Origin of the sequence: Streptomyces sp. NPDC002130 (genome assembly GCF_040296465.1) — a bacterium.
In the GTDB taxonomy this organism is placed as follows: Bacteria; Actinomycetota; Actinomycetes; order Streptomycetales; family Streptomycetaceae; genus Streptomyces.
Window position 1 is genome coordinate 19,536 of the sequence record NZ_JBEOXI010000036.1, and the last position, 26,326, is coordinate 45,861.

At 72.5% G+C, this 26,326-nt stretch carries 29 protein-coding genes, 1 tRNA gene and 2 pseudogenes; 11 read left to right on the top strand and 21 right to left on the bottom strand.

Annotation, left to right across the window (positions count from 1 at the left end):
* Positions 1 to 49 precede the first annotated feature (49 nt).
* Positions 50 to 1,237 carry a thiolase family protein gene (locus ABT116_RS09680; RefSeq protein ID WP_351630239.1) on the bottom strand — a complete coding sequence of 396 codons (1,188 nt, stop codon included), beginning with the start codon at positions 1,235 to 1,237 and terminating at the stop codon, positions 50 to 52.
* 183 nt (positions 1,238 to 1,420) lie between these two features.
* Here ABT116_RS09680 and ABT116_RS09685 point away from each other — a divergent pair, with 183 nt between their 5' ends.
* From ABT116_RS09685 to ABT116_RS09700, 4 genes are read left to right on the top strand one after another with little or no spacing between them, the layout of a single operon-like run.
* On the top strand, positions 1,421 to 1,678 hold the full coding sequence (locus ABT116_RS09685) for a WhiB family transcriptional regulator (protein ID WP_351630241.1): 258 nt from the start codon (positions 1,421 to 1,423) through the stop codon (positions 1,676 to 1,678).
* Positions 1,675 to 2,151, top strand: coding sequence for a Dps family protein (locus ABT116_RS09690; RefSeq protein WP_351630244.1), 477 nt, complete (start codon positions 1,675 to 1,677; stop codon positions 2,149 to 2,151). Before ABT116_RS09685 ends, ABT116_RS09690 begins: the two co-directional genes overlap by 4 nt.
* A 49-nt stretch (positions 2,152 to 2,200) precedes the next feature.
* Positions 2,201 to 2,545, top strand: a complete 345-nt coding sequence (locus tag ABT116_RS09695; protein WP_351630246.1) for a DUF3140 domain-containing protein — start codon at positions 2,201 to 2,203, stop codon at positions 2,543 to 2,545.
* 3 nt (positions 2,546 to 2,548) lie between these two features.
* A complete protein-coding gene (locus ABT116_RS09700; protein WP_351630249.1) occupies positions 2,549 to 3,127 on the top strand; it encodes an endonuclease in 579 nt (192 codons plus the stop codon).
* Between the two features lie 35 nt (positions 3,128 to 3,162).
* On the opposite strand, the gene ABT116_RS09705 is transcribed toward ABT116_RS09700, so the two are convergent.
* Genes ABT116_RS09705 through ABT116_RS09735 form a run of 7 tightly spaced genes read right to left on the bottom strand, consistent with a single transcriptional unit; the run spans position 3,163 to position 10,336 of the window.
* Positions 3,163 to 3,852 (bottom strand): SDR family oxidoreductase, encoded by a 690-nt coding sequence (locus ABT116_RS09705; RefSeq protein WP_351630252.1) that lies wholly within the window; start codon positions 3,850 to 3,852, stop codon positions 3,163 to 3,165.
* Positions 3,849 to 4,730, bottom strand: coding sequence for a cupin domain-containing protein (locus tag ABT116_RS09710; RefSeq protein WP_351630254.1), 882 nt, complete (start codon positions 4,728 to 4,730; stop codon positions 3,849 to 3,851). Before ABT116_RS09710 ends, ABT116_RS09705 begins: the two co-directional genes overlap by 4 nt.
* The gene (locus ABT116_RS09715; RefSeq protein ID WP_351630257.1) at positions 4,727 to 6,088 is read right to left on the bottom strand and encodes an amidohydrolase family protein; all 1,362 of its coding nucleotides are present in this window, start codon (positions 6,086 to 6,088) and stop codon (positions 4,727 to 4,729) included. The genes ABT116_RS09710 and ABT116_RS09715 overlap by 4 nt, the downstream gene beginning before the upstream one ends.
* 40 nt (positions 6,089 to 6,128) lie before the next feature.
* Positions 6,129 to 7,109: an alpha-ketoacid dehydrogenase subunit beta gene (locus ABT116_RS09720; protein WP_351630260.1), complete on the bottom strand. Its 981-nt coding sequence runs from the start codon at positions 7,107 to 7,109 to the stop codon at positions 6,129 to 6,131.
* Entirely contained in the window at positions 7,097 to 8,074 is a 978-nt protein-coding gene (locus tag ABT116_RS09725) for a thiamine pyrophosphate-dependent dehydrogenase E1 component subunit alpha (protein ID WP_351630263.1), read from the bottom strand. Before ABT116_RS09725 ends, ABT116_RS09720 begins: the two co-directional genes overlap by 13 nt.
* The gene (locus tag ABT116_RS09730; RefSeq protein ID WP_351630266.1) at positions 8,074 to 9,591 is read right to left on the bottom strand and encodes a M24 family metallopeptidase; all 1,518 of its coding nucleotides are present in this window, start codon (positions 9,589 to 9,591) and stop codon (positions 8,074 to 8,076) included. The genes ABT116_RS09725 and ABT116_RS09730 overlap by 1 nt, the downstream gene beginning before the upstream one ends.
* 52 nt (positions 9,592 to 9,643) lie before the next feature.
* Entirely contained in the window at positions 9,644 to 10,336 is a 693-nt protein-coding gene (locus ABT116_RS09735) for a helix-turn-helix domain-containing protein (protein ID WP_351630268.1), read from the bottom strand.
* 242 nt (positions 10,337 to 10,578) lie between these two features.
* Between ABT116_RS09735 and ABT116_RS09740 the strand changes: the two genes are divergently transcribed.
* From ABT116_RS09740 to ABT116_RS09760, 5 genes are all read left to right on the top strand, one after another.
* On the top strand, positions 10,579 to 11,391 hold the full coding sequence (locus tag ABT116_RS09740) for a hypothetical protein (RefSeq protein ID WP_351630271.1): 813 nt from the start codon (positions 10,579 to 10,581) through the stop codon (positions 11,389 to 11,391).
* Between the two features lie 144 nt (positions 11,392 to 11,535).
* On the top strand, positions 11,536 to 12,348 hold the full coding sequence (locus ABT116_RS09745; protein WP_351630274.1) for an SAM-dependent methyltransferase: 813 nt from the start codon (positions 11,536 to 11,538) through the stop codon (positions 12,346 to 12,348).
* Between the two features lie 46 nt (positions 12,349 to 12,394).
* The gene (locus ABT116_RS09750; RefSeq protein ID WP_351630276.1) at positions 12,395 to 13,798 is read left to right on the top strand and encodes a type I glutamate--ammonia ligase; all 1,404 of its coding nucleotides are present in this window, start codon (positions 12,395 to 12,397) and stop codon (positions 13,796 to 13,798) included.
* A gap of 1 nt (position 13,799) precedes the next feature.
* Entirely contained in the window at positions 13,800 to 14,939 is a 1,140-nt protein-coding gene (locus ABT116_RS09755) for an amidohydrolase family protein (protein ID WP_351630279.1), read from the top strand.
* Between the two features lie 76 nt (positions 14,940 to 15,015).
* Positions 15,016 to 15,552: an NUDIX hydrolase family protein gene (locus ABT116_RS09760; RefSeq protein ID WP_351630282.1), complete on the top strand. Its 537-nt coding sequence runs from the start codon at positions 15,016 to 15,018 to the stop codon at positions 15,550 to 15,552.
* Between the two features lie 194 nt (positions 15,553 to 15,746).
* On the opposite strand, the gene ABT116_RS09765 is transcribed toward ABT116_RS09760, so the two are convergent.
* Positions 15,747 to 15,820, bottom strand: a tRNA-Pro gene (locus ABT116_RS09765).
* A 136-nt stretch (positions 15,821 to 15,956) separates the two neighbouring features.
* Between ABT116_RS09765 and ABT116_RS09770 the strand changes: the two genes are divergently transcribed.
* On the top strand, positions 15,957 to 16,661 hold the full coding sequence (locus tag ABT116_RS09770) for a thiamine pyrophosphate-binding protein (protein ID WP_351630285.1): 705 nt from the start codon (positions 15,957 to 15,959) through the stop codon (positions 16,659 to 16,661).
* A 28-nt stretch (positions 16,662 to 16,689) separates the two neighbouring features.
* A complete protein-coding gene (locus ABT116_RS09775) occupies positions 16,690 to 17,601 on the top strand; it encodes a transketolase family protein (protein WP_351630288.1) in 912 nt (303 codons plus the stop codon).
* Positions 17,602 to 17,630: 29 nt separating this feature from the next.
* Here the strand turns inward: ABT116_RS09775 and ABT116_RS09780 are convergent, their stop codons facing one another.
* The 12 genes and pseudogenes from ABT116_RS09780 to ABT116_RS09835 all read right to left on the bottom strand — a co-directional run.
* On the bottom strand, positions 17,631 to 17,987 hold the full coding sequence (locus ABT116_RS09780) for an MmcQ/YjbR family DNA-binding protein (protein WP_351630291.1): 357 nt from the start codon (positions 17,985 to 17,987) through the stop codon (positions 17,631 to 17,633).
* Positions 17,988 to 18,017: 30 nt separating this feature from the next.
* On the bottom strand, positions 18,018 to 18,545 hold the full coding sequence (locus tag ABT116_RS09785) for a GNAT family N-acetyltransferase (protein WP_351630293.1): 528 nt from the start codon (positions 18,543 to 18,545) through the stop codon (positions 18,018 to 18,020).
* The gene (locus ABT116_RS09790; RefSeq protein ID WP_351630295.1) at positions 18,542 to 19,114 is read right to left on the bottom strand and encodes a helix-turn-helix domain-containing protein; all 573 of its coding nucleotides are present in this window, start codon (positions 19,112 to 19,114) and stop codon (positions 18,542 to 18,544) included. The genes ABT116_RS09785 and ABT116_RS09790 overlap by 4 nt, the downstream gene beginning before the upstream one ends.
* 46 nt (positions 19,115 to 19,160) lie before the next feature.
* Positions 19,161 to 20,063: a LysR family transcriptional regulator gene (locus tag ABT116_RS09795; protein WP_351630298.1), complete on the bottom strand. Its 903-nt coding sequence runs from the start codon at positions 20,061 to 20,063 to the stop codon at positions 19,161 to 19,163.
* Between the two features lie 36 nt (positions 20,064 to 20,099).
* The gene (locus ABT116_RS09800) at positions 20,100 to 21,293 is read right to left on the bottom strand and encodes a glycine C-acetyltransferase (RefSeq protein ID WP_351630300.1); all 1,194 of its coding nucleotides are present in this window, start codon (positions 21,291 to 21,293) and stop codon (positions 20,100 to 20,102) included.
* 36 nt (positions 21,294 to 21,329) lie between these two features.
* Positions 21,330 to 22,358 (bottom strand): L-threonine 3-dehydrogenase, encoded by a 1,029-nt coding sequence (gene tdh, locus ABT116_RS09805; RefSeq protein WP_351630303.1) that lies wholly within the window; start codon positions 22,356 to 22,358, stop codon positions 21,330 to 21,332.
* Positions 22,359 to 22,538: 180 nt separating this feature from the next.
* On the bottom strand, positions 22,539 to 23,111 hold the full coding sequence (locus tag ABT116_RS09810; RefSeq protein WP_351630305.1) for a GAF domain-containing protein: 573 nt from the start codon (positions 23,109 to 23,111) through the stop codon (positions 22,539 to 22,541).
* A 61-nt stretch (positions 23,112 to 23,172) separates the two neighbouring features.
* Positions 23,173 to 23,802 carry a GTP-binding protein gene (locus ABT116_RS09815; protein ID WP_351630307.1) on the bottom strand — a complete coding sequence of 210 codons (630 nt, stop codon included), beginning with the start codon at positions 23,800 to 23,802 and terminating at the stop codon, positions 23,173 to 23,175.
* Positions 23,780 to 24,151 (bottom strand): DUF742 domain-containing protein, encoded by a 372-nt coding sequence (locus tag ABT116_RS09820; RefSeq protein ID WP_344465379.1) that lies wholly within the window; start codon positions 24,149 to 24,151, stop codon positions 23,780 to 23,782. The genes ABT116_RS09815 and ABT116_RS09820 overlap by 23 nt, the downstream gene beginning before the upstream one ends.
* A 2-nt stretch (positions 24,152 to 24,153) precedes the next feature.
* Positions 24,154 to 24,585, bottom strand: a complete 432-nt coding sequence (locus tag ABT116_RS09825; RefSeq protein WP_053671618.1) for a roadblock/LC7 domain-containing protein — start codon at positions 24,583 to 24,585, stop codon at positions 24,154 to 24,156.
* Between the two features lie 68 nt (positions 24,586 to 24,653).
* A pseudogene (locus ABT116_RS09830) lies at positions 24,654 to 26,231 on the bottom strand (sensor histidine kinase); the annotation flags it as partial.
* Positions 26,232 to 26,274: 43 nt separating this feature from the next.
* Positions 26,275 to 26,325, bottom strand: a pseudogene (locus ABT116_RS09835) (glycoside hydrolase family 2 TIM barrel-domain containing protein); the annotation flags it as partial.
* Between the last annotated feature and the right edge of the window lies 1 nt (position 26,326).

The following is a 26,326-nucleotide window of genomic DNA, read 5'->3' on the forward strand; positions in this document are numbered from 1 at the left end:
ACCGGTGCTCGTAAGCGCTGTCTCGCCTGCTGGGCGCCCGCCGGGAGTGCTAGGTCCGCTCGACGAGGACCGCGCTGCCCTGGCCCACCCCGACGCACATCGTGGCCAGTCCCCGCCCCGCTCCCGTACGCCGCATCCGGTGCAGCAGCGTCGTCAGGATGCGGGCTCCGGAGCAGCCCAGGGGGTGGCCCAGTGCGATGGCGCCGCCGCTCGGGTTGACCAGCTCCGGGTCGATGCCGAGCTGGTCGACGCAGGCCAGGGCCTGGGCGGCGAAGGCCTCGTTGAACTCGGCCTCCTCCAGGTCGCCGACGCTCCAGCCGGCGCGGGTCAGCGCCTTGCGGGTGGCGGGGACGGGGCCGATGCCCATGACGTCGGGGTGGACACCGGCGGAGGCGCCGGCGACGTAGCGGCCCAGGGACTCCAGGCCAAGGTCGTTCAGGGCGTCCTCGCTGACGAGGAGCAGGCCGGCGGCGCCGTCGTTCATCGGTGAGGCGTTGCCCGCGGTGACCGTGCCGCCGTCGCGGAAGACCGGTTTGAGCCGGGACAGCTTCTCGGACGAGGTGTCCTCCCGGACGCACTCGTCGGTGTCGACGACCACACCGTCGGGGCGCTCCACGGGGAGGAGTTCGTCGTCGAAGTGGCCGTTCTTGCGGGCCAGGGCGGCGCGCTGGTGGCTGCGCAGGGCGAAGTCGTCCTGGCGTTCGCGCGGGATGCCGTACCGCGCGGCGACCTCCTCGGCCGTCTCGCCCATGGCCAGCAGGCCGTGCAGGTCGCGCATCGCCGGGTTGACCAGGCGCCAGCCGAGGCGGGTGTCGGCGGTCTCCATCCGGTGCGGCAGTGCCTCGTCGGGGCGGGGCAGGACGAAGGGGGCGCGGCTCATCGACTCGGAGCCGCCCGCGATCACGACGTCGGCCTCGCCGGCGGCTATGGTGCGGGCGGCCGTGGTCACGGCCTCCAGGCCCGACGCGCACAGGCGGTTGACGGTGGCGCCGGGCACGGACTCGGGGAGGCCGGCGAGCAGCGCGGCCATGCGGGCGACGTTGCGGTTGTCCTCGCCTGCCTGGTTGGCGGCGCCCCAGTAGACGTCGTCGATCCGGGCCGGGTCCAGCGCGGGCACACCGGTGACCAGGGCGCGGACCACGGTCGCGGCGAGGTCGTCGGGGCGGACCGAGGAGAGGGATCCCCGCAACTTGCCGATGGGGGTGCGGCGGGCGGCCGCGAAGTGGACGGGACGCACGAGAGGCTCCTCACGCCGCGCATCAACGCGCATTAATTAGCACTGCTAGTTTCAGACTATAGACCCTCTCTCCGCCCCCTGTGGAGATTCTGCGCCTCCCGGGGCTCCCCGCAGTCGTATCGCAGGTCAGGTGATGCCCATGCGTCGCGTTTGCACCAGAGCGCCCGGGGCACCCGCGCGTTCATGGAGTGGTTGCGGAGCGCCGCCTGCGTGGACGAGGACCCCGAGCTGTTCTTTCCCGTCGGCACCGCCGGCCCCGCCCTGCGCGACGTGAGCGCCGCGAAGCGGGTCTGCGCGCGCTGCCCCGTGACCGACCAGTGCCTGCACTTCGCGCTGGACAGTGGCCAGGCCGCGGGCGTGTGGGGCGGCACCGGCGAGGAGGAGCGCGACGCACTGCTCCGGACGACCAGGAACGACGCGAGAAGGAGAAGCGCCCTATGACGACTGTGAGGAGCACGCTGCCCGACGACGCCCGAAAGGTCGCCTGCGAGGCACTCCAGGACACCTTGGTGGATCTGCTCGGGCTCTCGCTGGTCGGGAAGCAGGCGCACTGGAACATCGTCGGACCGCGGTTCCGGTCCATCCACCTCCAGCTCGACGAGGTGGTCACGGCGGCCCGGGACTTCGCCGACACGGTCGCGGAGCGGTCCGCGGCGCTGGGTGTCCCGCCGGACGGCCGGCCGGAGACCATCGCCAAGGCCTTCACGCTGCCCGCCCCGCAGGAGGGCTGGGTGCGCGACTCGGACGCCGTGCGGGTGATGGTGGAGGCGCTGCAGGACGCGGTCGCCCGGCTGCGTGAGCGCATCGACGCGACCGAGAAGGCGGACCCGGTCACCCAGGACCTGCTGATCAGCATCACCGCGGAGCTGGAGAAGCAGCGGTGGATGTTCGACGCCGAGAACTTCCCCCGCTGACGCGCGGGCGGACCGGCGCAGAACACCCACGTACGGAAAGGGGCAGGCGATGACCGACGCCCTCGAACTCGACGCGCTGTGGGAGGACTTCCACCGCGTGGTGAACATGACCTCGCAGGAACTCGCGGCGTGGCTGCGGGTCCGCGACGCCGACGAGGCCACCGAGCCGCTGCCGGACCAGGCGGGCCCGGCCACCGGACAGCACGTCCTGGCCATCCTCCAGAAGCGGCGCACCGACCTGACCGAGGACGACCTGCGCGTGATGCGGAAGGTCGTGGACAAGGTCACCGACGAGGTGGACCTCGAGAACGAGCCCGAGCCCGAGGTGACGGCCGAGGACACCCGTCGCCGGCACCGGCTGATGACCGTCGGACACGATCCGCTGAAGGGGTAGACCGTGGACCGCCCGGAGCGCGTCGTGCGGAAACTCGTCGGCGCGCACGGCCGGACGTACGCCGAGGATGCGGGCATCGGGCTGAAGGACACGCCCCAGCCGTTGTACCGGCTGCTGGTGCTGTCCCATCTGCTCAGTGCCCGCATCCGCGGTTCGATCGCGCTGGCCACCGCCCGTGCGCTGCACGATGCGGGGCTGCGCGATCCGCGGCGTACGGCGCAGTCCTCCTGGCAGGAACGGGTCGACGCGCCGGGCCGGGGCGGTTACCGGCGCTACGACGAACGAACGGCCACCCTCCCCCAAGCTCTTCGAGCAGGGGGTACCCCCATTCGCTCCGGCTCCGCTCCGCTCGGTGACGCCGCCGAGCTGTTGACCGAACGGTGGGGCGGCGACCTGCGGCGGCTGCGCCGGGAGGCGGACGCCAAGGCCCTCCAGGGCGCCGAGCGGCTGAACCTCCCCGCGGATCCGGAGCGCCTCACCGAACTGGCCGGGGACACCGACCCGGCCGTCCTCGCCGCCGCGTTGGTGCGGGCGGCGATGGACAAGGAGGTGGCGCGGGACGCACTGCGCCGCGCCGGCTGACCGGTCACCGGCTGCCCCTCCGGCCGGCCACCGGCTCACCCCAGCAACCAGCCCCCGTCCACCGTGAGTTCGACGGCGTTGACGGACCGGTTGCGCAGCAGGAAGTCCACCGCGTCCACCACGTCCGCCATCACCGCGAGCCGCCCCGTGGGTGTTTCGGTGCGCAGCGCGGCGAGCACCTTCTCGGGTTTGGCCTGCCAGTACGGGCTGTCGCCCACGACACCGGGATGCACGGCGTTGACCCGGACGGGAGCGAGCTCGACGGCGAGGGAGTTCATCAGGCCCCGCACCCCCGCGTTGACCGTCGCCACCGTCGTCGCGCCCGGGTAGGGGCGTTCCTTGGCCTGGCCGCCGAACAGCACGATGGCGCTGTCGTCGTGCAGGCGGCCGCGCAGCGTGTGCACGACCTCCGTGTACCCGACGAGTTTGAGGGTGACCAGGCGCAGGGCGGCGTCGATGTCGTAGTCGGTCACCTTGTTGTCGTCCCGGGAGACGCCCGCGATCACCAGATGGTCGACGCGCCCCATGCCGGCCAGGGCCGCCGCGATCTCCAGCGGCCGGGCCAGGTCGAGGACGAGTCCGCGGGCGCCGACCTCCTTCGCGACCGCTTCGGCCCGCTGGGTGTCGCGGCCGGTGAGAACCACGTCGTCTCCGTTCCCGGCGCGCGACCGGGCGAACTCGAGCCCGATCCCGGACGTGCCGCCGACGACGAGCACACTGCTCATGACTTCTCCTCCAGTGCCGCGCGCAGGTAGTCCCAGTCCCGCGTGAACCGGTACGAGTGCCGTGACGGCGGTTGCGGCGCCTGTGTCTCCAGCCAGCGCAGCGGGCGGTGCCCGGCGTTGACGAACCCGTGCACACATCCGGCACCCGCCCAGGCCACATCGCCGGGCTCCAGCCGGTAGCGCTCGCCGTCCAGGGTGGCCTCGGCGACGCCCTCCAGGATCAGATACGTCTCCTCGAAGGGGTGGTCGTGGGTGCCGATGACCCCGTCGGACGCGTACTGGACCATGAACATGGTCGAGGCGACCGCGCCCAGATCGCCGTCGATCATCATCTTCACCGTGATCCCGCTGTAGACCAGCAGCGCGGTCCGCATGCTCGCCGTGGCGGCCAGCAGCTCCTGGGACTGCCTGCCGGGATCCATCTGGTCCGGCTCGAACCGGCCGAAGCAGCGGCTGCGCGGGTCGCGCACGTCCACCCGGACAGGCTCGCGAGCGGGCAGGTCCGGCACGGCGAGGGTGTCGTGCCCGTAGCGGGCGCGCGGCACGGGGGCCAGCATGTCCGCCCAGCGGCCGCCGGTGCTCCCGGCCCCGCGCCAGGCGTGCGGAACGCCGGTCGGCAGCAGGCCGTAGTCGCCCTTCTCCAGCAGGTACGAACCCTCGGGCAGGTCGAGGGTCACGGCCCCGTAGAGGAGGTGGAAGCTCTCCTCGTACGAGTGCACGTGGGCGGGCACCCGGCCGTCCGGGAGCAGTTCGCACAGGCCGAAGCCGGTGTGGACGCTGCCGTCCTCCTCGCCGACCAGCGCCCGGCGCCGGGCCCCGTGGCCGTCGTAGGGCGGCTCGGGCAGGCCGGCGGCGTGACGTACCAGGTGATTCGTCATGCCGGTGCCTTCGCTCCCTTGGCCTCCTTCGCCGCCAGGAGCCGGTCGCGGGACTCACCGACGAGCCGCAGGGCGCGGGCGGTGTCGCCGAGGAGCCGGCCGTCGCGCTTGTGGATCACGCCGTCGACGAGGACGGTGTCCACGTTGGAGACGTCGGCGGACAGGGTCACCGCGGCCACCGCGTCGTGCACCGGGGCGACATTGGGAGCGGTGGCGTCGATCGCGACGATGTCGGCGCGCTTGCCGGGCGTCAGAGAGCCGGTACGGTCCTCCAGACCGGCGACGTGGGCGCCGTTCACGGTGGCGATCTCCAGCATCTGACGTGCTGTCAGCATGGTTCCGGGGACAGGCATGTTGGCCTGCCAGCAGTCGGCGTTGACCCGGGCACGCTCGGCCGCGAAGGCCGCGCGGATCTGGGTGAACATGTCGCCGGGCACGGTGGTGACGACGTCGATGCTGAGCGCGGGCCGCAGACCGTGCTCGATGGCCTGCATCACGGGCGGCCAGCCGTGCCCCATCTGGAGCTCCACCTGCGGCGCGACCGAGATCGTGCCGCCGCTGTCGGCGACCATCCGCCACTCCTCCTCGCTGAGGTAGCAGCTGTGGACGTAGGTGGTGTCCGGGCCGAGCAGCCCCAGGCCGTGGAGCTGCTTCACCATGCCGAAGCGGCCGGCGAGGCGCCCCATGGCCACGTGCACGGTGATCGGGAGGCCGAGTTCGCGCGCCATGGCCCACTCGGCGGTGACGACCTCGTCGAGGCAGAAGCCGGGGCCGCGGGTGGCGAGACCCATGGTCAGCAGGCCGTCGTCGGACGCGAAGTGCGTCGACCGGATCCGCCGTACGTCGTCCGCGGGGATCGCGATCCTGCTCTCGAACCAGTACTCCGCGAGGGAGGTGTTGGCGCTGCCGTACGCGTACTGCGCCCGGATGCCGGACTCCGCCAGGCCCTGGACCGCCGCGTCCGGGTGCTCGGGGGTGTTGTTGATGTGCGACCAGTCGACGAGGGTGGTGATCCCGGCGTTGATGCACTCCAGCGCGCCCGCGAGGTTGCCGGCGTACACGTCCTCCGGGGTGTACAGGGGGGCGAAGGTGTCGAGGATGTCGACGAAGTAGTCGTCGAGGGTGGCGTCGGGGGCGACGCCCCGGATGGAGGCCTCCCAGGTGTGCCGGTGGGTGTCGACGAAGCCGGGGATCACGATGTGGCCGCTCATGTCGAGGACTTCGGCGTCGGCGCTGATCTCGGGTTCGACGGCCGCGATCCTGCCGTCCTCGACGAGGACGTCCCCCTGGGGCAGGTCCCCGATGCCCGGGTCCATCGAGATCACGTGACCGGAGCGCAGCAGTTTCCTGGTGGTCATCGCGCTTCCTCCCATGGGGTGTTCGGTGCGGGTGTGCGGCTCAGTACGCGGCGAGCCGGCGCACCTCCGCGACGATCTTGTCGACGGTGGGGATGACCTGCTCCTCCAGCGCGTCCGCGAACGGCAGCGGGACGCACTCCCCCGCCACCCGCCGCACGGGCGCGTCCAGCAGGCCGAATCCCTCGTCGGCGACGACCGAGACGACGGTGGCGCCCCAGCCGCCCTGGTACGGGTTCTCCTCGACGGTGACGAGCCGGGAGGTCTTGCGCAGCGAGGTGAGGACGGTCGCGGCGTCGAGCGGGACGAGGCAGCGCAGGTCGACCACTTCGGCCTCGATGCCCTCCCCCGCCAGGACGTCGGCGGCTTTCAGAGCCAGAGGGACCATCGAGGCGAGCGCGACGAGCGTGATGTCGCCGCCCTCGCGGACGACCGCGGCCCGGCCCAGCTCGACGACGTGATCGGACGGGGGCGGCGGGCCCTTGGTCGCGAGCAGCCCCTTGTGCTCGAAGAAGACCACCGGGTCGTCACTGCGGATCGCCGCCGCCAGCATGCCGATGACGTCGGCGGGTGTCGCCGGCGCCGCGACCTTCAGCCCGGGGACGGTCAGCGCCCAGTTCTCGGTGGCCTGGGAGTGCTGCGCGCCGAAACCGAGCCCGCCGCCGTTGGCGGTGCGCACGACGAGGGGCACGGTCACCTGGCCGCCGGTCATGTAGCGGACCTTGGGGATCTCGTTGGCGAGGTAGTCCCAGCAGCAGGCCAGGAAGTCGGAGAACATGATCTCCGCGACGGGCCGCATCCCGGTCATGGCGGCGCCCATCGCCGCGCCCACGATGGCCTGTTCGGAGATGGGCGTGTCCCACACACGCTCGGGTCCGAACTCCTCCAGCAGCCCCGTGGTCGTCTTGAACACGCCGCCGGCCGCGGCGATGTCCTCCCCGAGGCACACCACCGACGCGTCCCGCCGCATCTCGCGGGCGATGCCCTCGGCGACCGCGTCCCGGTAGGTGATCACGTCCGCCATGCGGCACCTCCGTCGGCCCACACGTCGGTCAGTGCCTCGCGCGGATCGGGCGCCGGCGCGGCCTTCGCCGCCGCCACGGCCCGCTCCACGACGGCCCGGGCCCGCTCGTCGGCCCCGGCGACCGTCTCCTCGTCCACACCCAGCTCGGCCAGGCGCCCCCGCGCGAGGTCCAACGGGTCGTGCTTCAGCCACCGTTCGACCTCCTCAGGCGGGCGGTAGGCCGCCGGGTCGGCGCGGCTGTGCCCGAAGTGCCGGTAGGTCTCGGCCTCCAGCACGGCGGGCCCGTCTCCGGCCCGGGCCCGCCCCGCGAGCCGCCCCACCGCCTCCTCGACCGCCACCACGTCGTTGCCGTCGACGACCTCGCCAGGGATGCCGTGGGCCGGGGCCCGGTCTGCGGCGGGGCGGGGCACGGCCGTGACGTCGGCGATCGGCGTGTACTCCATGTACAGGTTGTTCTCGCACACGAACAGCACCGGCAGCTTCCACACGGCGGCCAGGTTGAGCGACTCGTGGAAGGCACCGATGTTGGTCGCGCCGTCGCCGAAGAAGGCGACCGCGAGCTGCTCGGTGCCGCGCAACCGGGCCGACCAGGCAGCGCCCACCGCCACCGGGAGATGGGCGCCGACGATGGCGTACGAGCCGAGCATGCCGGTGGCCGCCTTGGTCAGGTGCATGGAGCCGCCCTTGGCCCGGCACAGCCCGGTCGCCCGACTCATCAGCTCGGCGAGGCACTCCTCGGGGGTGGCGCCCCGGGCGAGGGCGTGGTGGTGGCCCCGGTAGGTGGCGAACACATAGTCGTCCGGGCGCAGGGCGGCGCTCGCGCCCACGGCGATCGCCTCCTGTCCGGCGGCGAGGTGGGTGGTGCCCTTCACCAGCCCCTGCAGGAACAGGTCGTGGGCGGCCTTCTCCGTTCGGCGGACGACGTTCATCCGCTCGTACCGGTCGAGGAGCGCGGTGGCGTCCATCAGCGGTCCCCGTGGCTCGTCCGCCGACGGTCCGCGGTGTGCGCGTGTGAGCGCTCCCCGGCGCCCGCGCGTGAGCGGTCCTCGCCGTCCGCCCGTGAGGCATCCCCGGTGTCCGCGTGTGCGCGGTCCGCGGTGTCCGCGTGTGCGCGCTCCCGGGTGACCGCGCGGGTGCGGTCACCGAAGTCCGCCCGCGCGCGGTCCCCGGTGTTGAGGTGGGACTGCGCCTCGCGGCGGGTGTTCAGCTCGCCGCCCACCGTCCAGTACTTGCGTCCGGCCACCAGCAGTTCCTCGGCGGGGAACTTGGTGATGACCTCGCAGCCCTCGACGGTGACGACCAGTTCCTCCTCGATCCGGGCGGCGGACCAGCCGTCGGCGGCCGGCCAGTACGTCTCCAGGGCGAACACCATGCCCTCTTCGAGGACTTCGGGGTGGTCGAGGGAGACCAGACGGCTGAAGATCGGCTTCTCCCAGATCGACAGGCCGACGCCGTGGCCGTACTGGAGGGCGAAGGCGGCGGTCTCGTCGGCGAAGCCGAACTCCTCGGCGCGCGGCCAGACCCGCACGATGTCGGCGGTGGTGGCGCCCGGCCGGACCAGGGCGATCGCCTCGTCCATGTACTCCCGGCAGCGCACGTACGCGTCCCGCTGCGCCCGCGACGCGCTGCCCACGGCGAACGTGCGGTAGTAGCAGGTGCGGTAGCCGAGGTGGCTGTGCAGGATGTCGAAGAAGGCCGGGTCGCCGGGGCGGATCAGGCGGTCGCTGTAGACGTGCGGATGCGGCGAACAGCGTTCGCCCGAGATGGCGTTGACCCCTTCGACGTACTCGCTGCCGAGGTCGTACAGCACCTTGCTGACCACGCCGACGCACTCGTTCTCGCGCACTCCCGGGCGCAGGTACCCGTACAGCTCCTCGTAGGCCGCGTCGACCATGGCGCAGGCCTGGGTGAGCAGGGCGATCTCGTCACCGGTCTTGATGCGGCGGGCCTCCAGGAACACCTGCTGTCCGTCGACGACGTCGATGCCCTCGGCGCGCAGCGCGGCGAGGACCGGCATCTCGGCGACGTCCACGCCGAGGGGTTCGCCCGCGAGCCCATGGTCGCGCAGCTCGGCGGCGATCTTGGCCGCCACGTCCTCGGCTATCCCGGCGTCCGGGTGGAAGGCGCCGCGCAGGGTCGAGATGCCGGCGCGGGCGCCGGTGGGCGGGCCGCCCTCGCCGTCGCCGTAGTCGAGCCAGGGGTTGTACAGCTGGTGGTGGCGGGCGGCGGAGCCGAAGTCCCAGACGACCGGTCGGCCGTCGCGCACCAGCAGGGCGAAGCGGATCAGTTTGTCCATCGCCCACGTGCCGATGTGGGTGGCCGTCATGTAGCGGATGTTGGCGAAGTCGAAGCTGAGCACCGCGCCGAGCCGGGAGCGGTTCAGGGATTCACGCAGCCGGGCCGACCGCTGTCCGCGCAGCCGGTCCAGGTCGATGCGCTCTTCCCAGTCGACGGCGTTGGGGCCATATGTGCGGATCGCCATGGCGACCACCCCCACTTCGGAGTGAACGCCCGTGTGCGATGGGTGTCAAGTGTCACTGAACATCGCCGGACACGAACCAGACGCCCACCGCCGGTACCTCTCCATCGTTGCGGTAGCGGTGGGGGGTCGTCGACTCGAAGCAGACGGAATCGCCCGGCCGCAGCGTGTACTCCTCGAAGGCGAGGGTGAGGATCAGCTCGCCGGCGGTCAGATAGCCGTACTCGGTGCCGGGGTGCCGCATCAGCGCTCCCGAGCCGGAGGACGAGCCGCCGGGCCGGTACGTCACCAGCAGGAAGTCGGTCTCCGCGCCCGGGACCCGCCCGAGCCGCTCCCACACCACCCCCGAGTCCAGTTCCAGCGTCTCGCGACCGCCCGCGGCGACCAGCGGCCCGATCCGCCGCCCGGGCTCGGCGGCGAAGGCGGAGAGGGCGAGCGGCACGGTGGCGGGTGTCACGGTGGCGGAGGGCACGGCGGGCGGGACCGCCCCGGCCCCCTCCCGGACGCTCTGGCGGACCATCTTCTGTGCCCTCTCCCGGGCGTCGAAGAGCGACTCCACGGAAATCCCCAGCGCCGTGGTGATCGCGTACAGCGTGCTGACGGACGGCTGGCTCTTGCCGGTCTCGATCTGCGACACGAGGCTCGCCGACACACCGACCTCCCGGGCCAGCGCGCGCAGGCTCGTCCCGCGCTCCAGGCGCGCCTGCCGGATGCGCGCGCCGACGGGCGGCACGACGGCGGGGGACACGGGCGGCTCCTTCGTTCGGGAAGACGGGCTCGGGAAGACGGGCTCGGGAAGACGGGCTCGGGAAGACGGGCACGCTGTGCAGCTTCATTGAACAGCGCGCGCGAGCCCTGACGCCAGAGCCCGGCGGGTGAGCCCCCAGCGCCCCCTGGCGGCGATCACCCGAACGGTCCGACGCCGGTGGTGGGCCGCCGGTGGCGGTGGTGCGCTGAGGGCACGCGTCACGTTCTCAGGAGGCACTCCCGATGACCCGTCCGTCCAGGCTCGTCCGCGTTCTCTCCTCCTCCCTGGCGGCAGGCACGCTGCTCTCCACCGTCGCCTGCTCGGACGACGGCGGCACGGACGGCCCGCGCGTTTCCGGCGTCACCGCGTCGCGGGTCGCCGAGGTGCGGCAGACCCCCTCCCCCACGGCCACCCTCTCCACGGACGGCGCGCGCACCGCGCTGATCACCGAGGCGGACATCGAGGACGACTGGACGCAGGTCAAGGACACGGAGGCGGAGAACTGGCACGACAGCCTCCTCATCGGCACCGTCGACGTCTCCGACTTCCTCACCGCCAAGGCCCAGGCCTCCGACTGCCAGCGGCTCCTCGACTCCCTGTTCGACGACGATCTGCTGGGCAGGCCGTCGGGCGCGTCCGAGCTGCGCGGCTTCGAGCAGGGCGACTCCCGCCTGCTGTACCAGGTCGCCTCCTACGACCGGACCGATCCGCAGGACTCCCTTAACTGGATGGCGACCCTGCCGGAGAAGTGCGACCAGTTCACCGTGACCGACGGCAACGAGAAGCGCACTGTCCAGGTCATCGAGATCTCGCTGCCCGGGGTGGGCGACGCCCGGCAGGGCCTGCGCGTGACGGTGCAGGGCTCGGCCGGCGGCGACGACGCCACACTGACCCTGGACGTCGCCGCCGTACGGGTCGGCGACGACGCGATCACCGTCACCGCGGGCGGACTCGACGGGGACGAGAACGACTCCGCCGAGCAGGCCGTGCGGCAGGGTACCCAGCGGCTGGAGGACGTCCTGGCCGGGAAGTCGCCCGCCGCGAGCCCCACCTGAGCCGTTCGTTCGGCACGCCGGGAAGCTCCTTTCCAGCGCCGACCGCCGTTCCCGCTCCGCCGATTCCCGGGACAGCTGATCATCGGAGCGGGACAATGACGGCGATGACCGGCTTGGGTCGTGCGGGCGAGGAGAGGACGAGTCGTGAGTGATGTCCACACCCCTTCGGGAGGGTCGGCGAGACTGAACACCGGTGTGGCGCACAACGCGCGCGTGTGGAACTACTGGATCGGCGGCAAGGACAACTACGAGGTCGACCAGCGGGTCGGCGAGCACGTCGCCGGCATGTTCCCGATCATCCGGGACATCGCCCGGGCGGACCGCGACTTCCTCGGCCGGGCCGTGTCGTACCTCGCCGGCGAGCGCGGAGTGCGGCAGTTCCTCGACATCGGCACGGGACTGCCGACGGCGGACAACACCCACGAGATCGCCCAGCGGCTCGCGCCCGACTCGCGCATCGTCTACGTCGACAACGACCCGATCGTCCTGGTGCACGCCCGCACCCTGCTCACCGGCACCCACGACGGCGTCACGGCCTACATCGACGCCGATGTGCACGACCCTGACGCCATCGTCGAACGGGCAGGGCACACCCTGGACTTCACCGAGCCCGTCGCCGTGATGATGCTGGGCATCCTCAACTTCGTCCTGGACGTCGACAAGGCCCGGGACATCGTGCGCCGGGTGATGGCCGCGGTGCCCTCCGGCAGCTTCCTGGTGCTCACCCACCCGACCTTCGACGACGAGCTCGGCGGCGCGGGCCAGATCCCGGCCATGAAGTTCTGGAACGAGAACGCCACTCCCCCGATCACGGCCCGCAGCGGCGCGGACATCGCGGCGTTCTTCGAGGGCCTTCAGCTGCTCGAACCCGGGATGGTGTCGTGCGGGCAGTGGCGAGCCGAGCCCGGATCGGCCGTACTGGTTCCGCAGTACGGCGCGGTGGCCGTCAAGCCCTGACGGCGCCGCCCGCGTCGCAGAAGTCCGGAGAACCGCGGGAGGACGCATGACCACCCTGGCCGATCCCGTGCCCGGCGGCCGTCCCGGCGACGTCGAGCGGGCCACCGCGCTGAGCGGCGAGCTCGCCGGCCGGGGTGTGCACGGTGTGGTGCTGGCCTATGTCGACACCGCGGGCATCGGCCGGGTGAAGACCGTTCCGACGGCCCGGCTCTCCTCCGCGTCGGCCTGGGGCGTCGGCATGTCGCCGGTGTTCGACACGTTCCTCGCGAACGACTCGATCGTCACCACCGACGTCCTGGGCTCCCCCGACGGCGATCTGCGCCTGTACCCGGATCTGGACCGGCTCGTCGTCCTGGCCGGGCAGCCCGGCTGGGCCTGGGCGCCGGTGGACCGCATCACCCAGGACGGCGATCGGCATCCGGGCTGCACCCGTACGCTCCTGCGCCGGATCGTCACCGAGGCGGCCGAGCGGCACGGCCTCACCTTCAAAGCGGCCATCGAGGTCGAGTGGACGGTGGCCCGGGGCGACGCCCCCGACGACACGTTCGTGCCGGCGACGACCGGACCGGCGTACGGGGCGACCCGGCAGGTCGAGCTCGGTGACTACACGGCCGACGTGCTGGCCGCGTGTGCGGCCCAGGGCATCGAGGTCGAACAGGTCCATCCCGAGTACGCGGCCGGGCAGTTCGAGATCTCGGTGGGTGCCCTCGACCCGGTGGCGGCAGCCGACCGCAGTGTGCTGGTCCGGCAGACCGTCAGGGCGGTCGCCGGGCGGCACGGGCTGAGGGTGTCCTTCGCCCCCGCCGTCGTGGGCCGGGGCGTCGGGAACGGCGGGCACGTCCACCTCTCCGCCTGGCGCGACGGGGCCAATCTGCACTCCGGCGGCCCGGGACGGTACGGCATGACGGCCGAGGCGGAGTCGTTCACGGCCGGCATCCTCGCCCACCTGCCCGCCCTCACGGCCGTCACCGCCCCGAGCCCCGCCAGCTACCTGCGGCTCAGGCCCTCCCAGTGGGCCGGGGTGTTCACCGCCTGGGGCCGTGAGACCCGGGAGACCGCGCTCCGCGTCGTCACCGGCACCGCGGGCCTGCGCGACCGGGCCGCCAACCTGGAGATCAAACCCGTCGACCTGGCCGCCAACCCCTACCTCGCGATCGGCTCCCTGATCGTCGCCGGGCTGGACGGCCTGACCTCGTCCGCCGCCCTCCCCGACGAGACCACCGGCGACCCGGCCCACCTGGGCGAGGCGGAGGCGGCGGGCCGGGGCGTGCGGCGGCTGCCGGTGTCGCTGGAGGGGGCCGTCGAGGAGTTCCGCGCGGACGGAGCCCTGCGCGCGGCCCTCGGCCCGGTCCTTGCCGACGCGGTGATCGCCGTACGTCTCGGAGAGCTGGCGTCCGTCGCCGGGCTGGACGACGACCGGGTGGCGGCGGCGTACCGCTGGACGTACTGACATGACCGCGGTCCGCGAGGCGCTCGACTCGGTACGGCTGGTCGACCACCACTGCCACGGCACCGTCACGGCCGACCTCGGCCGGGACGCCTTCGAGTCCCTCCTCACGGAGGGTGAGGCGTGGCCCGGTGTCTCGCCTTTCGACAGCCCCGTGGGCGTGGCCGTGCGCCGGCACTGCGCTCCCCTGCTCGACCTGCCCCGTCACGCTCCCCCCGCGGAGTACCTCGCCCGCCGCTCGGAACTGGGCTGGCGCGAGGTGCAGCGCCGCTTCCTGCGCGCGACGGGCACGGACGTCTTCTGCGTCGACACCGGATACGCCCCCGAACGCATCACCACGCCCCGGGACATCGCCGAGGCCGCGGGCGGGACGTCGTACGAGGTCGTACGGCTGGAAGGCGTCGCGGAGTCGGTGGGGGCCGCGGGGGTCGAACCCGAGGCGTACGCGGACGCCTTCCACGCAGCCGCGCTGGACGCCGTGCGGCGGCCCGGCGTGGTGGCCGTGAAGTCGGTGGCGGCCTACCGCACCGGCTTCGACCTCGACCCGGCCCGCCCGTCGGACGCGGAGGTCACGGAGGCGGCCCGGTCCTGGCTCGGCGGAGGCGGACGTCTCGACCACCCGGCCCTCGTACGTCACCTGCTGTGGACCGCCGTCGACCTCGGTCTGCCGCTCCAACTGCACACCGGCTTCGGCGACAACGACATCCGGCTGCACCGCGTCGACCCGGCCCACCTCACGGACTGGCTGCACCTCACCGCCGGGACGATTCCCGTCCTGCTCCTGCACTGCTGGCCCTACCAGCGGCAGGCCGCCTATCTGGCGGCGGTCTTCGAGCAGGTGTACCTCGACGTCGGCCTCACCCTGCACCACGTCGGCCCCGCCCGGGCCGGTGCGGTCCTCGCGGAGGCCCTGGAGATCACACCGTTCCGCAAACTGCTGTACAGCTCCGACGCCTACGGTGTGCCCGAGTTCCACCATCTCGGAGCGCTCACCTTCCGGCAGGGGCTCGCGGGGCTGCTCCAAGAGCGGGTGGACGCCGACGAGCTGGCCCTGCCGGACGCCCTGCGGATCGCCCGCTGGGCCGCGCGGGACAACGCCCTGCGGGTCTACCGGCTGCAGGACGAGCGGCCCCAGGACGATTGAACAGGCGTGGGGCCGGTCACAGTTCCCCTGAAGCGGCTACCCAGGAAGTCCGAACGGCTGAAAGTATGATCAAGCAATGTCTGACATGACCGAAACCACGCCCGGCTGGCTGTCCTCCGACGAACTGGAGATGACACGTGCCCGCATGCCGATCCTGTACGTCGAGGCCGTCCCGGTACGCGTCGACGACAGCGGCGAAGTGACCAGTGTCGGCCTGCTGCTGCGCATCGGGCCCGACGGTACGGTCAGCCGGACGCTGGTCTCCGGCCGTGTACTGCACCACGAGCGCGTCCGCGACGCCCTCCTGCGCCACCTGGAGAAGGACCTCGGCCCGGTCGCCCTGCCCCGCGTTCCGGCGTCGCTCCAGCCGTTCACGGTCGCGGAGTACTTCCCGACGCAGGGCATCACGCCGTACCACGACCCGCGCCAGCACGCGGTGTCCCTCGCCTACATCGTGCCGGTGACGGGCGACTGCCGGCCTCGGCAGGACGCACTCGACCTGGTGTGGTTCAGCCCGCAGGACGCCGTCTCCGACGCGATGCAGAGCGAGATGCCGGGCGGGCACGGGGTGCTCCTGAAGCAGGCACTGGCGCATGCGGGCTGCGCGATCTGAGGCGGCCGGGATGGCCACCGCCTCGCCGTCCTGTCGCAGCGCATGAGATCGGCGTCGAGCAGCTCCTCGCCTGTGTGATGCAGGACGAGCCACGCTCGGCGCCGGAGTGATCCCGGAACCGGCCACGGGGCCGGAAACCATCGAGCGGCCGTATCGGATTGCTCCGATACGGCCGCCGACCTGCTGATCACAAGTCGGGACGACAGGATTTGAACCTGCGACCCCTTGACCCCCAGTCAAGTGCGCTACCAAGCTGCGCCACGTCCCGTTACCCGTCTGACCTGGGGATTCCCTCGGCCGAACGCGCAGGAAAACAATACCGCACTCGGACCGGTGATCGCGCACCCGTTTCCGGGAGTGCACCGCTTGACCTCGACTTTGGTTGAGGTTGCACGCTCGTCCTCATGACCGACGCGACACTCACCACGACGTACACGTATGCCGACCTGCCGGGGCTGATGGGCCTGATGACCGGCGACGAGAAGCACGGCCCGGCCGCGACGTCCACGCTGGACGTGCTGTGGGTGCTCTACGACCGGGTGCTGCGGGTGAGCCCGGAGGGCAGGGGCGACCCGGACCGGGACCGGTTCCTGCTGTCGAAGGGGCACGGGCCGATGGCCTACTACGCCGTACTGGCCGCCAAGGGCTTCCTGCCGGTGGAGTGGCTGCCCGGCTTCGGCGCGTACGACTCCCCGCTCGGCCACCACCCCGACCGGACGCTCGTGCCCGGGGCCGAGATCGGCAGCGGATCACTGGGGCACGGGCTGCCGATCGCCGTCGGCACGGCGCTGGGGCTGCGGGCCCAGGAGCGGGACGAGCCGCGGGTGTGGGCGCTGATCGGGGACGCGGAGCTGGACGAGGGCAGCAACCACGAGGCGATCGCCTTCGCCGGACCCGCGGGGCTCGACCGGCTGCACACCGTCGTCGTCGACAACTCCTCCGCCACCTACGCGCGGCCCGGTGGGATCGCCGCCCGTTTCGAGGCGGCGGGCTGGTCCGCGCTGACCGTCGACGGACGTGACCACGAGGCGCTGTACGCCGCCTTCACCGCGCCGCATCCGGGCCGCCCGCAGGTGATCGTGGCCCGGGTCGAGCCGAAGTCCGCCTGAGCCCCCTCTTGGAAAGGAACTCTTCTCCATGGACACCATGCGTGACCGCTTCGCCCCCGTCGTCTCCCGACTGCTCGACGAAGATCCCCGGGTCGCCGTGGTCCTCGCCGCGATCGGCACGGACGGCTTCGCCGGGGCGGCCCGCCGCCATCCCGGCCGGGTCGTCGACGTCGGCATCCGCGAGCAGCTGCTGGTCGGGGCGGCGGCGGGGCTGGCGCTGACGGGGTTGCGGCCTGTCGTGCACACCTTCGCCAGCTTCCTCGTGGAGCGGCCCTTCGAGCAGATCAAGCTGGACCTCGGGCACCAGGGCGTGGGCGCGGTACTGGTGAGCGCCGCCGCCTCCTTCGACTGGCCGGCCGGCGGCTACACCCACATGGCGCCGGGCGACGTGGCGCTGCTCGACACCCTGGACGGCTGGACCGTCCATGTGCCGGGGCACCCGGACGAGGCCGAGACACTGCTGCGGCACGCGGTCGCCGCGGGCGACGACAAGGTGTACGTACGGCTGTCCGTGCAGTCCAACGGGCGGGCGCTGCCGGTCGACGGGCAGCGCTTCCACACGGTCCGGGAGGGGCGCTCCGGCGTGGTGGTCGCCGTCGGGCCGATGCTCGATGCCGTGCTCGCCGCCACCGAGGGGCTGGACGTCACCGTCCTGTACGCCGGCACCGTCCGCCCCTTCGACGCGGCCGCCCTGCACCGGGCCACCGAGGCGGCCGGGACGGATGTCGTCCTCGTCGAGCCCTACCTGGCGGGCACGTCGACGGCCGCGGCGAACGACGCGCTGTCGGATGTGCCGCACCGGGTCCTCGGGCTGGGTGTGGACCGTCGCGAACTGCGGCGTTACGGGCGGCTGGAGGAGCATGTCGCCGCCCACGGTCTCGACGCCCGGTCGCTGCGGGAGCGCATCACAGGCTTCGTCGGGGCGGCGGTCGCCGTGTGAGGGCCGGGTGCCTCGGTGCGCCGGGCGCCTCAGTCCGCCGGGAGGCCCAGGCGGGGATGGGCCTCCAGGAGCCGGGTCGGGGCCGCCTGACGCCAGGAGTCGGCCAGGATGTCGCGCAGTTCGGCCTCGTCCTCGACGGCGTCGAGCCGGGCCCGCACCCAGGCGAACTGGGACTCGTGGTCCGCGATCCAGAACTTGCCCGGCTCGGCGAGCACCAGCTCGTTCCGCTCCTCCTTGGGGCAGCGCACGGCGATGGAGGTCTCGTCCTCCGGCAGCGTGGCGAACATCTTCCCCGCGACCCGGAACGTGGGCATGCTCCAGGCGATCTTCTCCGTGGTGTCCGGCAGGGACAGGGCGATCCGTCGTACGTCTTCGGCATCCGGCATGGCAGGCACCGTATCGGCTCCCACCGACAATCACCTGGTGAGAGTGGCTGCCGGGAGACGTTTGTAGTAGATCGTCGTCGGCCGCAGCACCCCGCCGGGGTCGGCCGCGTAGTCGGGGATGGCGCCGATCGGGGTCCACCCGGCGGACCGGTACAGGCGCTCGGCGGGGCTGCCGGTCTCGGTGTCAAGGTGCAGGAGGCTGACACCGGACGCCGCCGCCGCGTCCTCCGCCGTCGCCAGGAGCCCGCGGCCGAGGCCGCGTCCACGGGCCTCCCGGTGCACCATCAGCTTCACCAGTTCGGCCCGGTGCCGGCTGTTGGTCTTGCCGGGGAAGGCCAGGCTCACCGTGCCGAGCACCCGCTCCCCCTCGCACGCGGCCCAGACGGCGAGCCGGCCCGCGGCGACGTCCGCGGCCCGCTCCTCCCACCAGGCCAGGGCCTCCGCCCGGGTGAGCGGGGCGAGGAATCCGACCGAGGCACCACCGTTCACGGTGTCGGCCAGCAGATCCGCCAACGCCCCCGCGCGTTCCGGGAGCCGGGCCTCGTCCAGCCGGATCACGGCCGCACCACCGCCAGCAGGTATCGCACGCCCTCGGGAGCGGCGCACCGGAACCGGGTCGGGCCCCACACGCGCATCCTCAGGCAGTCGCCGGTCGCCAGGTGGTGCTCGGTGTCCTGCGCGGTCACGTCCAGGGCTCCCTCCAGGATCCAGATGTGCTGCTCCAGCCCGGTCAGGGGCGGACGGTCGTAGGCGATGTCGGCGCCGGGCGAGAGGCGGGCCTCGATCAGTTCGCCGCGCAGGGCGGTGTGCGGGGGCGACACGGACCGCCGTACGAAGCCGGAGGCCCGGTCCTGCCACACGGGCTGCCCGGCGGAACGGACCACGGTCTCCGGTTCCGCCTCGACCTCGCTGAGCAGCTGGGACATGGTGCGTCCGTAGACGGCGCAGAGGCGGTTCAGCAGGGCGGCCGTCGGGCTGATCTCCGCCCGCTCGGCCCGGGACAGGGTGGACCGGCTCACCCCGCTGCGGTCCGCCAACTCACCCAGGGACCACTTGTGTTCGGCCCTCAGTTCGGCCAGGCGTGCGCCCAGCCGGGCGTCGACGGGGTCCTCTTCGTCATGTCTCATATCCGGGACGCTATCCCGGATATGAGACAGCAGCGTTACGGGGCGCTCACACCTGGGCCGCGGCGCCGAGCGCGTCCAGCACGGGCCGGATGAGGGGGTGCTCCTCGGCTCCCCTGCGTACGGCGGCGAAGACCCGGCGGGTGGGGGGCGTCCCGTCGACGGGGCGGACGACCACCCCGGTGAGGTCCATGCCGCGCAGCGCCGAGCGCGGTACCAGGGCGACGCCCGCGTCGGCCGAGGCAATGGCGACGACCGCGCGGAAGTCGTCCGAGGAGTGCTCCATGCGTGGCTGGAACCCGGCGTTCTCGCAGGCCAGGACCACCACGTCATGGCAGGGATTGCCGGGGTAGGGGCCGATCCACGCGTCCTTGGCCAGTTCGGCGAGCGGCACCTCGGCCGCACCGGCCAGGCGGTGGGTGACCGGCAGGACCGCGTCGAAGGGCTCGGCGTACAGCGGCAGGTGGGCCAGTCTCGGGTCGTCGGCGGGCGGGGCCCCGCGGTACTCGACGGCGACCGCGACATCGACCTGCCGGTCCAGCACCATCGGCAGGCTGGCGTCGCCCTCGGCGTCCTGGACGCGGATGCGGATCCCGGGTGCCGACCGGGCGAGACCGGCCACGGCGGGCGCGACGACCAGGGCGATGCCGGTGGCGAAGGAGGCGACCGTGACGGTGCCGGCCGCGCCCGAGCTGTACGCGGCGAGCTCGGCCTCGGCCCGCTCCAGCTGGGCGAGGACCGCGTTGGTGTGGTTGAGCAGGATCTCTCCGGCGGGGGTGAGCCGTACGCCCTTGGCGCCGCGCTCGACGAGCCGGTGGCCGGTCTCCTGCTCCAAGGCGGCGAGCTGCTGGGAGACGGCAGACGGGGTGAGGTACAGCGCGGCGGCAGCCGCCGTCACCGTACGGTGGTCGGCCACCGCCCGGAGGATGTGGAGCCGCCGCGCTTCGATCATGCGATCGATTGTCTCAAATGCGCCCTGCGCTGCCGGTCAGCCCTCCAGCTCGGCCCGGGCCGCCACGAAGGCGTCGACCGCGCGGTTGACGTCGTCCGTGGAGTGCGCGGCCGACAGCTGGACACGGATGCGGGCCTGGCCCTGCGGCACCACGGGGTACGAGAAGCCGATGACGTAGACGCCGCGCTCCAGCAGCAGCTCCGCCATGCGTCCGGCGACCGCCGCGTCGCCGATCATCACCGGGGCGATGGCGTGGTCGCCGGGGAGCACGTCGAAGCCCTCCTCGGTCATGCGGCGGCGGAACAGGGCCGTGTTCTCGGCGAGCCGGACGCGCAGGTCGTCCGCGGCCTCCAGCAGGTCGAGGACCTTGAGGGAGGCCGCCGCGATGACGGGGGCGAGGGTGTTGGAGAAGAGGTACGGCCGGGAGCGCTGGCGCAGCAGGGCGACGATCTCGGCGCGGGCGGCGACGTAGCCGCCGGAGGCGCCGCCGAGGGCCTTGCCGAGGGTGCCGGTGATGATGTCGACGCGGTCCATGACGCCGTGCAGCTCGGGCGTCCCCCGGCCGCCGGGGCCGACGAAGCCGACCGCGTGGGAGTCGTCGACCATGACCATCGCGTCGTAGCGGTCGGCGAGGTCGCAGATCTCGCTCAGCGGGGCGACGTAGCCGTCCATGGAGAAGACGCCGTCGGTGACGATCAGGCGGCGGCGCGCGTCGGAGGCCTCCTTGAGCCGGGCCTCCAGCTCGGCCAGGTCGCGGTTGGCGTAGCGCAGGCGGCGGGCCTTGGACAGGCGGATGCCGTCGATGATGGAGGCGTGGTTGAGCGCGTCGGAGATGACCGCGTCCTCCGGGCCTAGCAGCGTCTCGAACACGCCGCCGTTGGCGTCGAAGCAGGAGGAGTAGAGGATCGTGTCCTCCTGGCCGAGGAAGGCGGACAAGCGCGCCTCCAGCTCCTTGTGCACCTCCTGGGTGCCGCAGATGAAGCGGACGGAGGCCATGCCGTAGCCCCAGCGGTCCAGGGCCTCGTGGGCGGCGGCGACGACCTCGGGGTGGTCGGCGAGACCGAGGTAGTTGTTGGCGCAGAAGTTGAGGACCTCGCCGGGGCGGCCGCCCGCGGTGACGCTGACGGTGGCGGACTGCGGGGTGCCGATCACGCGCTCGGGCTTGTGCAGGCCGGCGGCGCGGATCTCGTCGAGGGTGGCGCGCAGGTCGTCGCGCACGGAGTCGAACATGGGGAAAGCTCCTGAGGTGCTTGCGGGACAGGGGAGTTACGCGGTCCAGTCGAGGATGACCTTGCCGCCGCGGCCGCTCGCCGCGTCCTCGAACGCCGCCTCGAAGTCGCGGTGGCCGTAGCGGCCGGTGATGACGGGTGCGAGGTCCAGGCCGGCTTCCAGCAGGACCGACATGGCGTACCAGGTCTCGAACATCTCGCGGCCGTAGATGCCCTTGATGGTGATCATCGAGGTGACGATGCGGGCCCAGTCGACGGGGAACTCCTGTGCCGGCAGGCCGAGCATGGCGATGCGGCCGCCATGCGTCATGTTGGCGATCATGTCGCGCAGGGCCTCGGGACGGCCGGACATCTCCAGGCCGATGTCGAAACCCTCGCGCAGTCCGAGGGTGCGCTGCCCGTCGGCGATGGTGGAGCCGGAGACGTCGAGCGCGAGACTGACTCCGATCTTGCGGGCCAGATCCAGCCGCTCCGCGCTGACGTCGGTGATCACGACGTTGCGGGCGCCGGCGTGCTTGGCCACGGCGGCGGCCATCAGGCCGATGGGGCCCGCGCCGGTGATCAGGACGTCCTCGCCGACGAGCGGGAAGGACAGGGCGGTGTGCACGGCGTTGCCGAACGGGTCGAAGATCGCGGCCACGTCGAGGTCGACGGGCACCCGGTGCACCCAGACGTTGGTGGCGGGCAGGGCGACGTACTCGGCGAACGCCCCGTCCCGGCCCACGCCCAGCCCCACGGTGGCCCGGCACAGGTGCCGGCGGCCGGCCTGACAGTTGCGGCACTTGCCGCACACCAGGTGGCCCTCGCCGCTGACGCGGTCGCCGATCGCGATGTCGCTGACGTCCCGCCCGGTCCCGACGACCTCGCCGACGAACTCGTGCCCGACCACGAGCGGGGCGCTGATCGCCTGCTGGGCCCAGCCGTCCCAGGCCCTGATGTGCAGGTCGGTGCCGCAGATGCCGGTGCGCAGCACCTTGATGAGCACGTCTTTGGGCCCGACGGTGGGCTCGGGGACGTCCGCGAGCCACAGCCCGGGTTCCGCCTTCTGCTTGACCAGCGCCTTCACCGCTACGGCTCCTGGGGGTGAGTCCCGGCTCCGGGTATGCCGAAGGAACCCCTGGGCCGGGAGAGGAGTGGGATCGCACTGCAATCTGCCGTACGGCGGCCTGCCGGTCCATCGAGGTTTTCTTAAGCGCCGCCTCAGCTTTCCTTCACGCCCTCAGGGGTCCAGCCGGAACCCCCGGCTTCAGTAGGGCGGCAGGCCGTCCCGGCTCTCCAGCTCCACGACGAGCAGCGCGGCGTGCTCCTTGATCGCGGTCAGGCCGGGCTTCCCCCACGGCCGCGGCGAGACGTCCGCGACGCTGACCGTGCCCAGTACCAGGCCGGTGCCGTCGATGAGCGGTGCCCCCAGATAGGAGCGGATGCCGAACTCGTCGACCACCGGGTTGCCCGCGAACCGCGGATAGTCGCCGACGTCCTCCAGCGCGAGGGCCTTGCGGCGCGCCACCACATGGGGGCAGAAGCCGTGGTCACGGGGCAGGGCACGGCCGAGGCGCGGGCTGGTGCCGTCGCTGCGCACGACCGGGGCGACAGCCGGCACGTACAGGCCCGCGTAGAACTGCCCCTCTTCGCCGGGGAAGTTGACCATGGCGTACGGCGCCCCGGTGAGCTCGGCGAGGCGGTGCGCGAAGGCGTCGAGTGCGGGTTCGGGGTGCTCCCCCAGGCCCAGTCGGCGCAGTCGGCTGATGCGGGCGGGGGCCTCCTTGTCCTCGGGTGTGAGCAGCAGACGACCGGCCGGGCGCGGCGGGTCGTAGGTCATGGGCATGCTCCTGCGCTGCGGGCTGGCGTCATATACGGGCTCCCTGGTGGGTGTGGAGGGGTCACGTGTGGGCGCCATACCCCGAAGCGGGGGCCGGCGTGTGGGCGATGAGATGGCGCACCAGGGTCAGCAGGGTCTGGACCCCGGAGCTGGAGATCCGCGCGTCGCAGCACACGACGGGGACGTCCGCGTTCAGGTCCAGGGCACCGCGCACCTCCTCGGGGTCGTAGCGGTAGGCGCCGTCGAACTCGTTGACGGCGACGATGAAGCCGAGGCCACGCTGCTCGAAGAAGTCGACGGCCGCGAAGCACTCCTGGAGCCGGCGGGTGTCGGCGAGGATGACCGCGCCGAGCGCGCCCTCGCACAACTCGTCCCACATGAACCAGAACCGCTCCTGCCCGGGCGTGCCGAACAGGTACAGGACGTGCTGCGGATCGAGGGTGATGCGGCCGAAGTCCATGGCCACGGTCGTCTCGAGCTTGTTCTCGATGCCCTCGAGGTTGTCGGTCGCGGCGCTGACGGTGGTGAGCAGCTCCTCCGTGCTGAGCGGCGCGATCTCGCTGACCGCGCCGACGAAGGTCGTCTTGCCCACGCCGAACCCGCCCGCCACCAGGATCTTCAGCGCGGTGGGGAACGGGTCGGCGCCGTGGCCCGGTCCGTCGGTGTAGTCAGAGCTGTCGTCGTAGTCCATCGAGCACTGCCTCCAGAAGGGCCCGGTCCGTCGGGTTGTGGTGGAACGCGGGGGGCTTGGTCGTCAGCGCCCCGCAGTCGACGAGGTCCGCCAGCAGCACCTTGGTGACGGCCACCGGCAGTTTGAGATGGGCGGCGACCTCGGCGACGGCGACGGGCACCCGGCACCGTTCGATCGCCTGCGCGTGCTCCGGGCCGAGATAGCCGAGGGGGGTCGCCCCGGTGGCCATCACCTGCGACACGAGGTCGAGCGCGACGGTCGGACGGGTGCGGCCGTTGCTGACCGTGAACGGCCGCACCAGCCGCCCGGCCGCATCGTCGAGCCAGGGCCCGTCACCGGCCGCCGTCACGCTCAAGGCCTCATCGCCGGGGAATCGACGGACTGCCGGGGAGCGGTCACCAGGTAGGGGCGGACGCTCTTGACCAGCATCGCCATTTCGTAGCCCAGCACGGCCGCGTCGGCCTCGCGGCCTGCGAGCACGGCCAGGCAGGTGCCGGAGCCCGCGGTGGTGACGAACAGCAGGGTCGAGGCGAGTTCGACGACGACCTGCCGCACGTCGCCGCCGTCGCCGAAACGGACACCGGCGCTACGGCCGAGGGAGTACAGGCCGGAGGCCAGCGCTGCCATGTGGTCGGCGCTGTCCGGGTCGAGGCCGTGCACGGACTTCACGAGCCCGTCGCAGGACAGGAGCACCGCGGCCGTCGTGTGCGGTACGCGCTGCACGAGGCCGCTCATCAGCCAGTCGAGGTCGGAAACATGGGCGGTCGGCGCATCGCTCGCCATGGTGGATCGACTCCTTGGGGTACGAAGGTCTGTGGGAGCGCTGGGGGTGGGGGTGGGAAGGGGGGTGCTCATCCGGCGGGTGCGCTCCCGTCCTGCCGGGTGGTGGTCGTGCGGTGGTCGGAACGGTGTCCGGGCTTGGGCCCGTTCGAGGGGGACAGCTCCGAGGGGAGCGCCTCGAGGTGAACCGGCCGGACGGGCATCGGCTCCTCGGGTACGGACCCGCTGGGTGCGGGGTCCGTGTGGGCCTGGCCTGTGTAGGCGGAGTCCATGTGTGCGAAGCCCATGTCTGCGGAGCCCATGTGGGAGGGGTCCGTGTGGGCCGAACCCACGTGGGAGGGACCGGTGTGGGCCGGGTCCGTGTGGGAGGACTCCATGTCCTCCCGATCCGTGTGCCCGGCCTCCATGTTCTGCTGGGCCTCCGCGAGGCCGATGCCGCGCTGGAAGGCCGCCATCAGGCCGGGGTCGTGGCCGACGAGGTGGTCGGGGTCCTGGCGTGGCGTCGGGCCGTCGCGCAGCTGGGGTGCGATGTGCTCCTGGGCGCGTCGACGGGGCAGTTGGGGTTTGCCCATGGTGCCGCGCACGGTGCCGTTGCGGGGGGTGGGCAGCTCGGTGACGTTCTCGGCAAGTACGCGCCGGTCGTCGGGACTGATGCCGGGCCGTGCGTCGGCCGGGGTCGGACGCTCCCGACGGGCACCGCGCATGGGCAGGGGTGCGGGCCGGCCGCCCGGCGCGTTCCCGCCCGGGGCTGGTTCGGCTTCCCGTTCGTGCCCGCGCGAGGTCCCGGGTGCCGCGAGCGGCATCGACGCCCCAAATCCGGACGCGGGCAGCTGGCGGGAGGAGGCCCCGAATGTGGTCTCCTCGACCGAGGAAAGCCCCGTGGACGTGGCATCGGCAACGGAACTCGCCCCGGTTCCGGCACCGGCCGCGGCCTGCCCGGTCCGGCCCTGCCGCCCGGCTTGCCCACGCTGCCCGGCTTGGCCTCCCTGCCCGGCCTGCCCGGCCGGTGGCCCCGCCACGTCCGGACGCTCCGCACCAGCCGCTCCGTCCTCCGGCTGACCCGCTCCTCCGGCCGCCCCCGCCCCGGCCTCCGTCCCCGCCTCCGCTCCCAGCAGCGCCTGCGGCACGACGAGCACCGCCTGCACTCCGCCGTAGATGTTGGTCTGGAGCCGGACGGTGATGCCGTGCCGACGGGCGAGCTGGGAGACGACGAACAGGCCGATGCGGCCGTCCGCCAGGAGCCGGGCGACGTTCACCTGGTCGGGGTCGGCGAGCAGCGCGTTCATCCGCGTCTGCTCCTCCAGGGGCATGCCGAGTCCGCGGTCCTCGACCTCGACGGCGAGCCCGGAGGTGACGAGGTTGGCGCGCAGCAGGACGTGGGTGTGCGGGGCGGAGAACACCGTGGCGTTCTCGACGAGTTCGGCCAGGAGATGGATGACGTCGGCGACGGCGTGTCCGCGCAGCTGTCCGTCGATCGGCGGCACGAGCTTGACCCGCGAGTACTGCTCGACCTCGGCGATGGCCGAGCGCAGCACCTCGGTCATGGAGACCGGGTTGCTCCACTGGCGGCGCGAGACGGCCCCGCCGAGCACGGCGAGGTTCTCGGCGTGGCGACGGATGCGGGTGGCCAGGTGGTCGACGTGGAAGAGAGTCGTGCATGGCGTTGAAGGTCGTGCCGCCGCCGGCCTCGTTGCCGAGGGACCAGATGACCACCGAGGCGTGGTTCTTGTCGCGGTGGACCATG

Coding starts and splice junctions, on each gene's coding strand:
- ABT116_RS09685 (WP_351630241.1), top strand. CDS start 1,421: ATGGAGTGGTTGCGGAGCGCCGCCTGCGTGGACGAGGACCCCGAGCTG.
- ABT116_RS09690 (WP_351630244.1), top strand. CDS start 1,675: ATGACGACTGTGAGGAGCACGCTGCCCGACGACGCCCGAAAGGTCGCC.
- ABT116_RS09695 (WP_351630246.1), top strand. CDS start 2,201: ATGACCGACGCCCTCGAACTCGACGCGCTGTGGGAGGACTTCCACCGC.
- ABT116_RS09705 (WP_351630252.1), bottom strand. CDS start 3,852: ATGAGCAGTGTGCTCGTCGTCGGCGGCACGTCCGGGATCGGGCTCGAG.
- ABT116_RS09710 (WP_351630254.1), bottom strand. CDS start 4,730: ATGACGAATCACCTGGTACGTCACGCCGCCGGCCTGCCCGAGCCGCCC.
- ABT116_RS09715 (WP_351630257.1), bottom strand. CDS start 6,088: ATGACCACCAGGAAACTGCTGCGCTCCGGTCACGTGATCTCGATGGAC.
- ABT116_RS09720 (WP_351630260.1), bottom strand. CDS start 7,109: ATGGCGGACGTGATCACCTACCGGGACGCGGTCGCCGAGGGCATCGCC.
- ABT116_RS09725 (WP_351630263.1), bottom strand. CDS start 8,074: ATGGACGCCACCGCGCTCCTCGACCGGTACGAGCGGATGAACGTCGTC.
- ABT116_RS09730 (WP_351630266.1), bottom strand. CDS start 9,591: ATGGCGATCCGCACATATGGCCCCAACGCCGTCGACTGGGAAGAGCGC.
- ABT116_RS09740 (WP_351630271.1), top strand. CDS start 10,579: ATGACCCGTCCGTCCAGGCTCGTCCGCGTTCTCTCCTCCTCCCTGGCG.
- ABT116_RS09750 (WP_351630276.1), top strand. CDS start 12,395: ATGACCACCCTGGCCGATCCCGTGCCCGGCGGCCGTCCCGGCGACGTC.
- ABT116_RS09755 (WP_351630279.1), top strand. CDS start 13,800: ATGACCGCGGTCCGCGAGGCGCTCGACTCGGTACGGCTGGTCGACCAC.
- ABT116_RS09760 (WP_351630282.1), top strand. CDS start 15,016: ATGTCTGACATGACCGAAACCACGCCCGGCTGGCTGTCCTCCGACGAA.
- ABT116_RS09770 (WP_351630285.1), top strand. CDS start 15,957: ATGACCGACGCGACACTCACCACGACGTACACGTATGCCGACCTGCCG.
- ABT116_RS09775 (WP_351630288.1), top strand. CDS start 16,690: ATGGACACCATGCGTGACCGCTTCGCCCCCGTCGTCTCCCGACTGCTC.
- ABT116_RS09780 (WP_351630291.1), bottom strand. CDS start 17,987: ATGCCGGATGCCGAAGACGTACGACGGATCGCCCTGTCCCTGCCGGAC.
- ABT116_RS09790 (WP_351630295.1), bottom strand. CDS start 19,114: ATGAGACATGACGAAGAGGACCCCGTCGACGCCCGGCTGGGCGCACGC.
- ABT116_RS09795 (WP_351630298.1), bottom strand. CDS start 20,063: ATGATCGAAGCGCGGCGGCTCCACATCCTCCGGGCGGTGGCCGACCAC.
- ABT116_RS09800 (WP_351630300.1), bottom strand. CDS start 21,293: ATGTTCGACTCCGTGCGCGACGACCTGCGCGCCACCCTCGACGAGATC.
- ABT116_RS09810 (WP_351630305.1), bottom strand. CDS start 23,111: ATGACCTACGACCCGCCGCGCCCGGCCGGTCGTCTGCTGCTCACACCC.
- ABT116_RS09815 (WP_351630307.1), bottom strand. CDS start 23,802: ATGGACTACGACGACAGCTCTGACTACACCGACGGACCGGGCCACGGC.
- ABT116_RS09825 (WP_053671618.1), bottom strand. CDS start 24,585: ATGGCGAGCGATGCGCCGACCGCCCATGTTTCCGACCTCGACTGGCTG.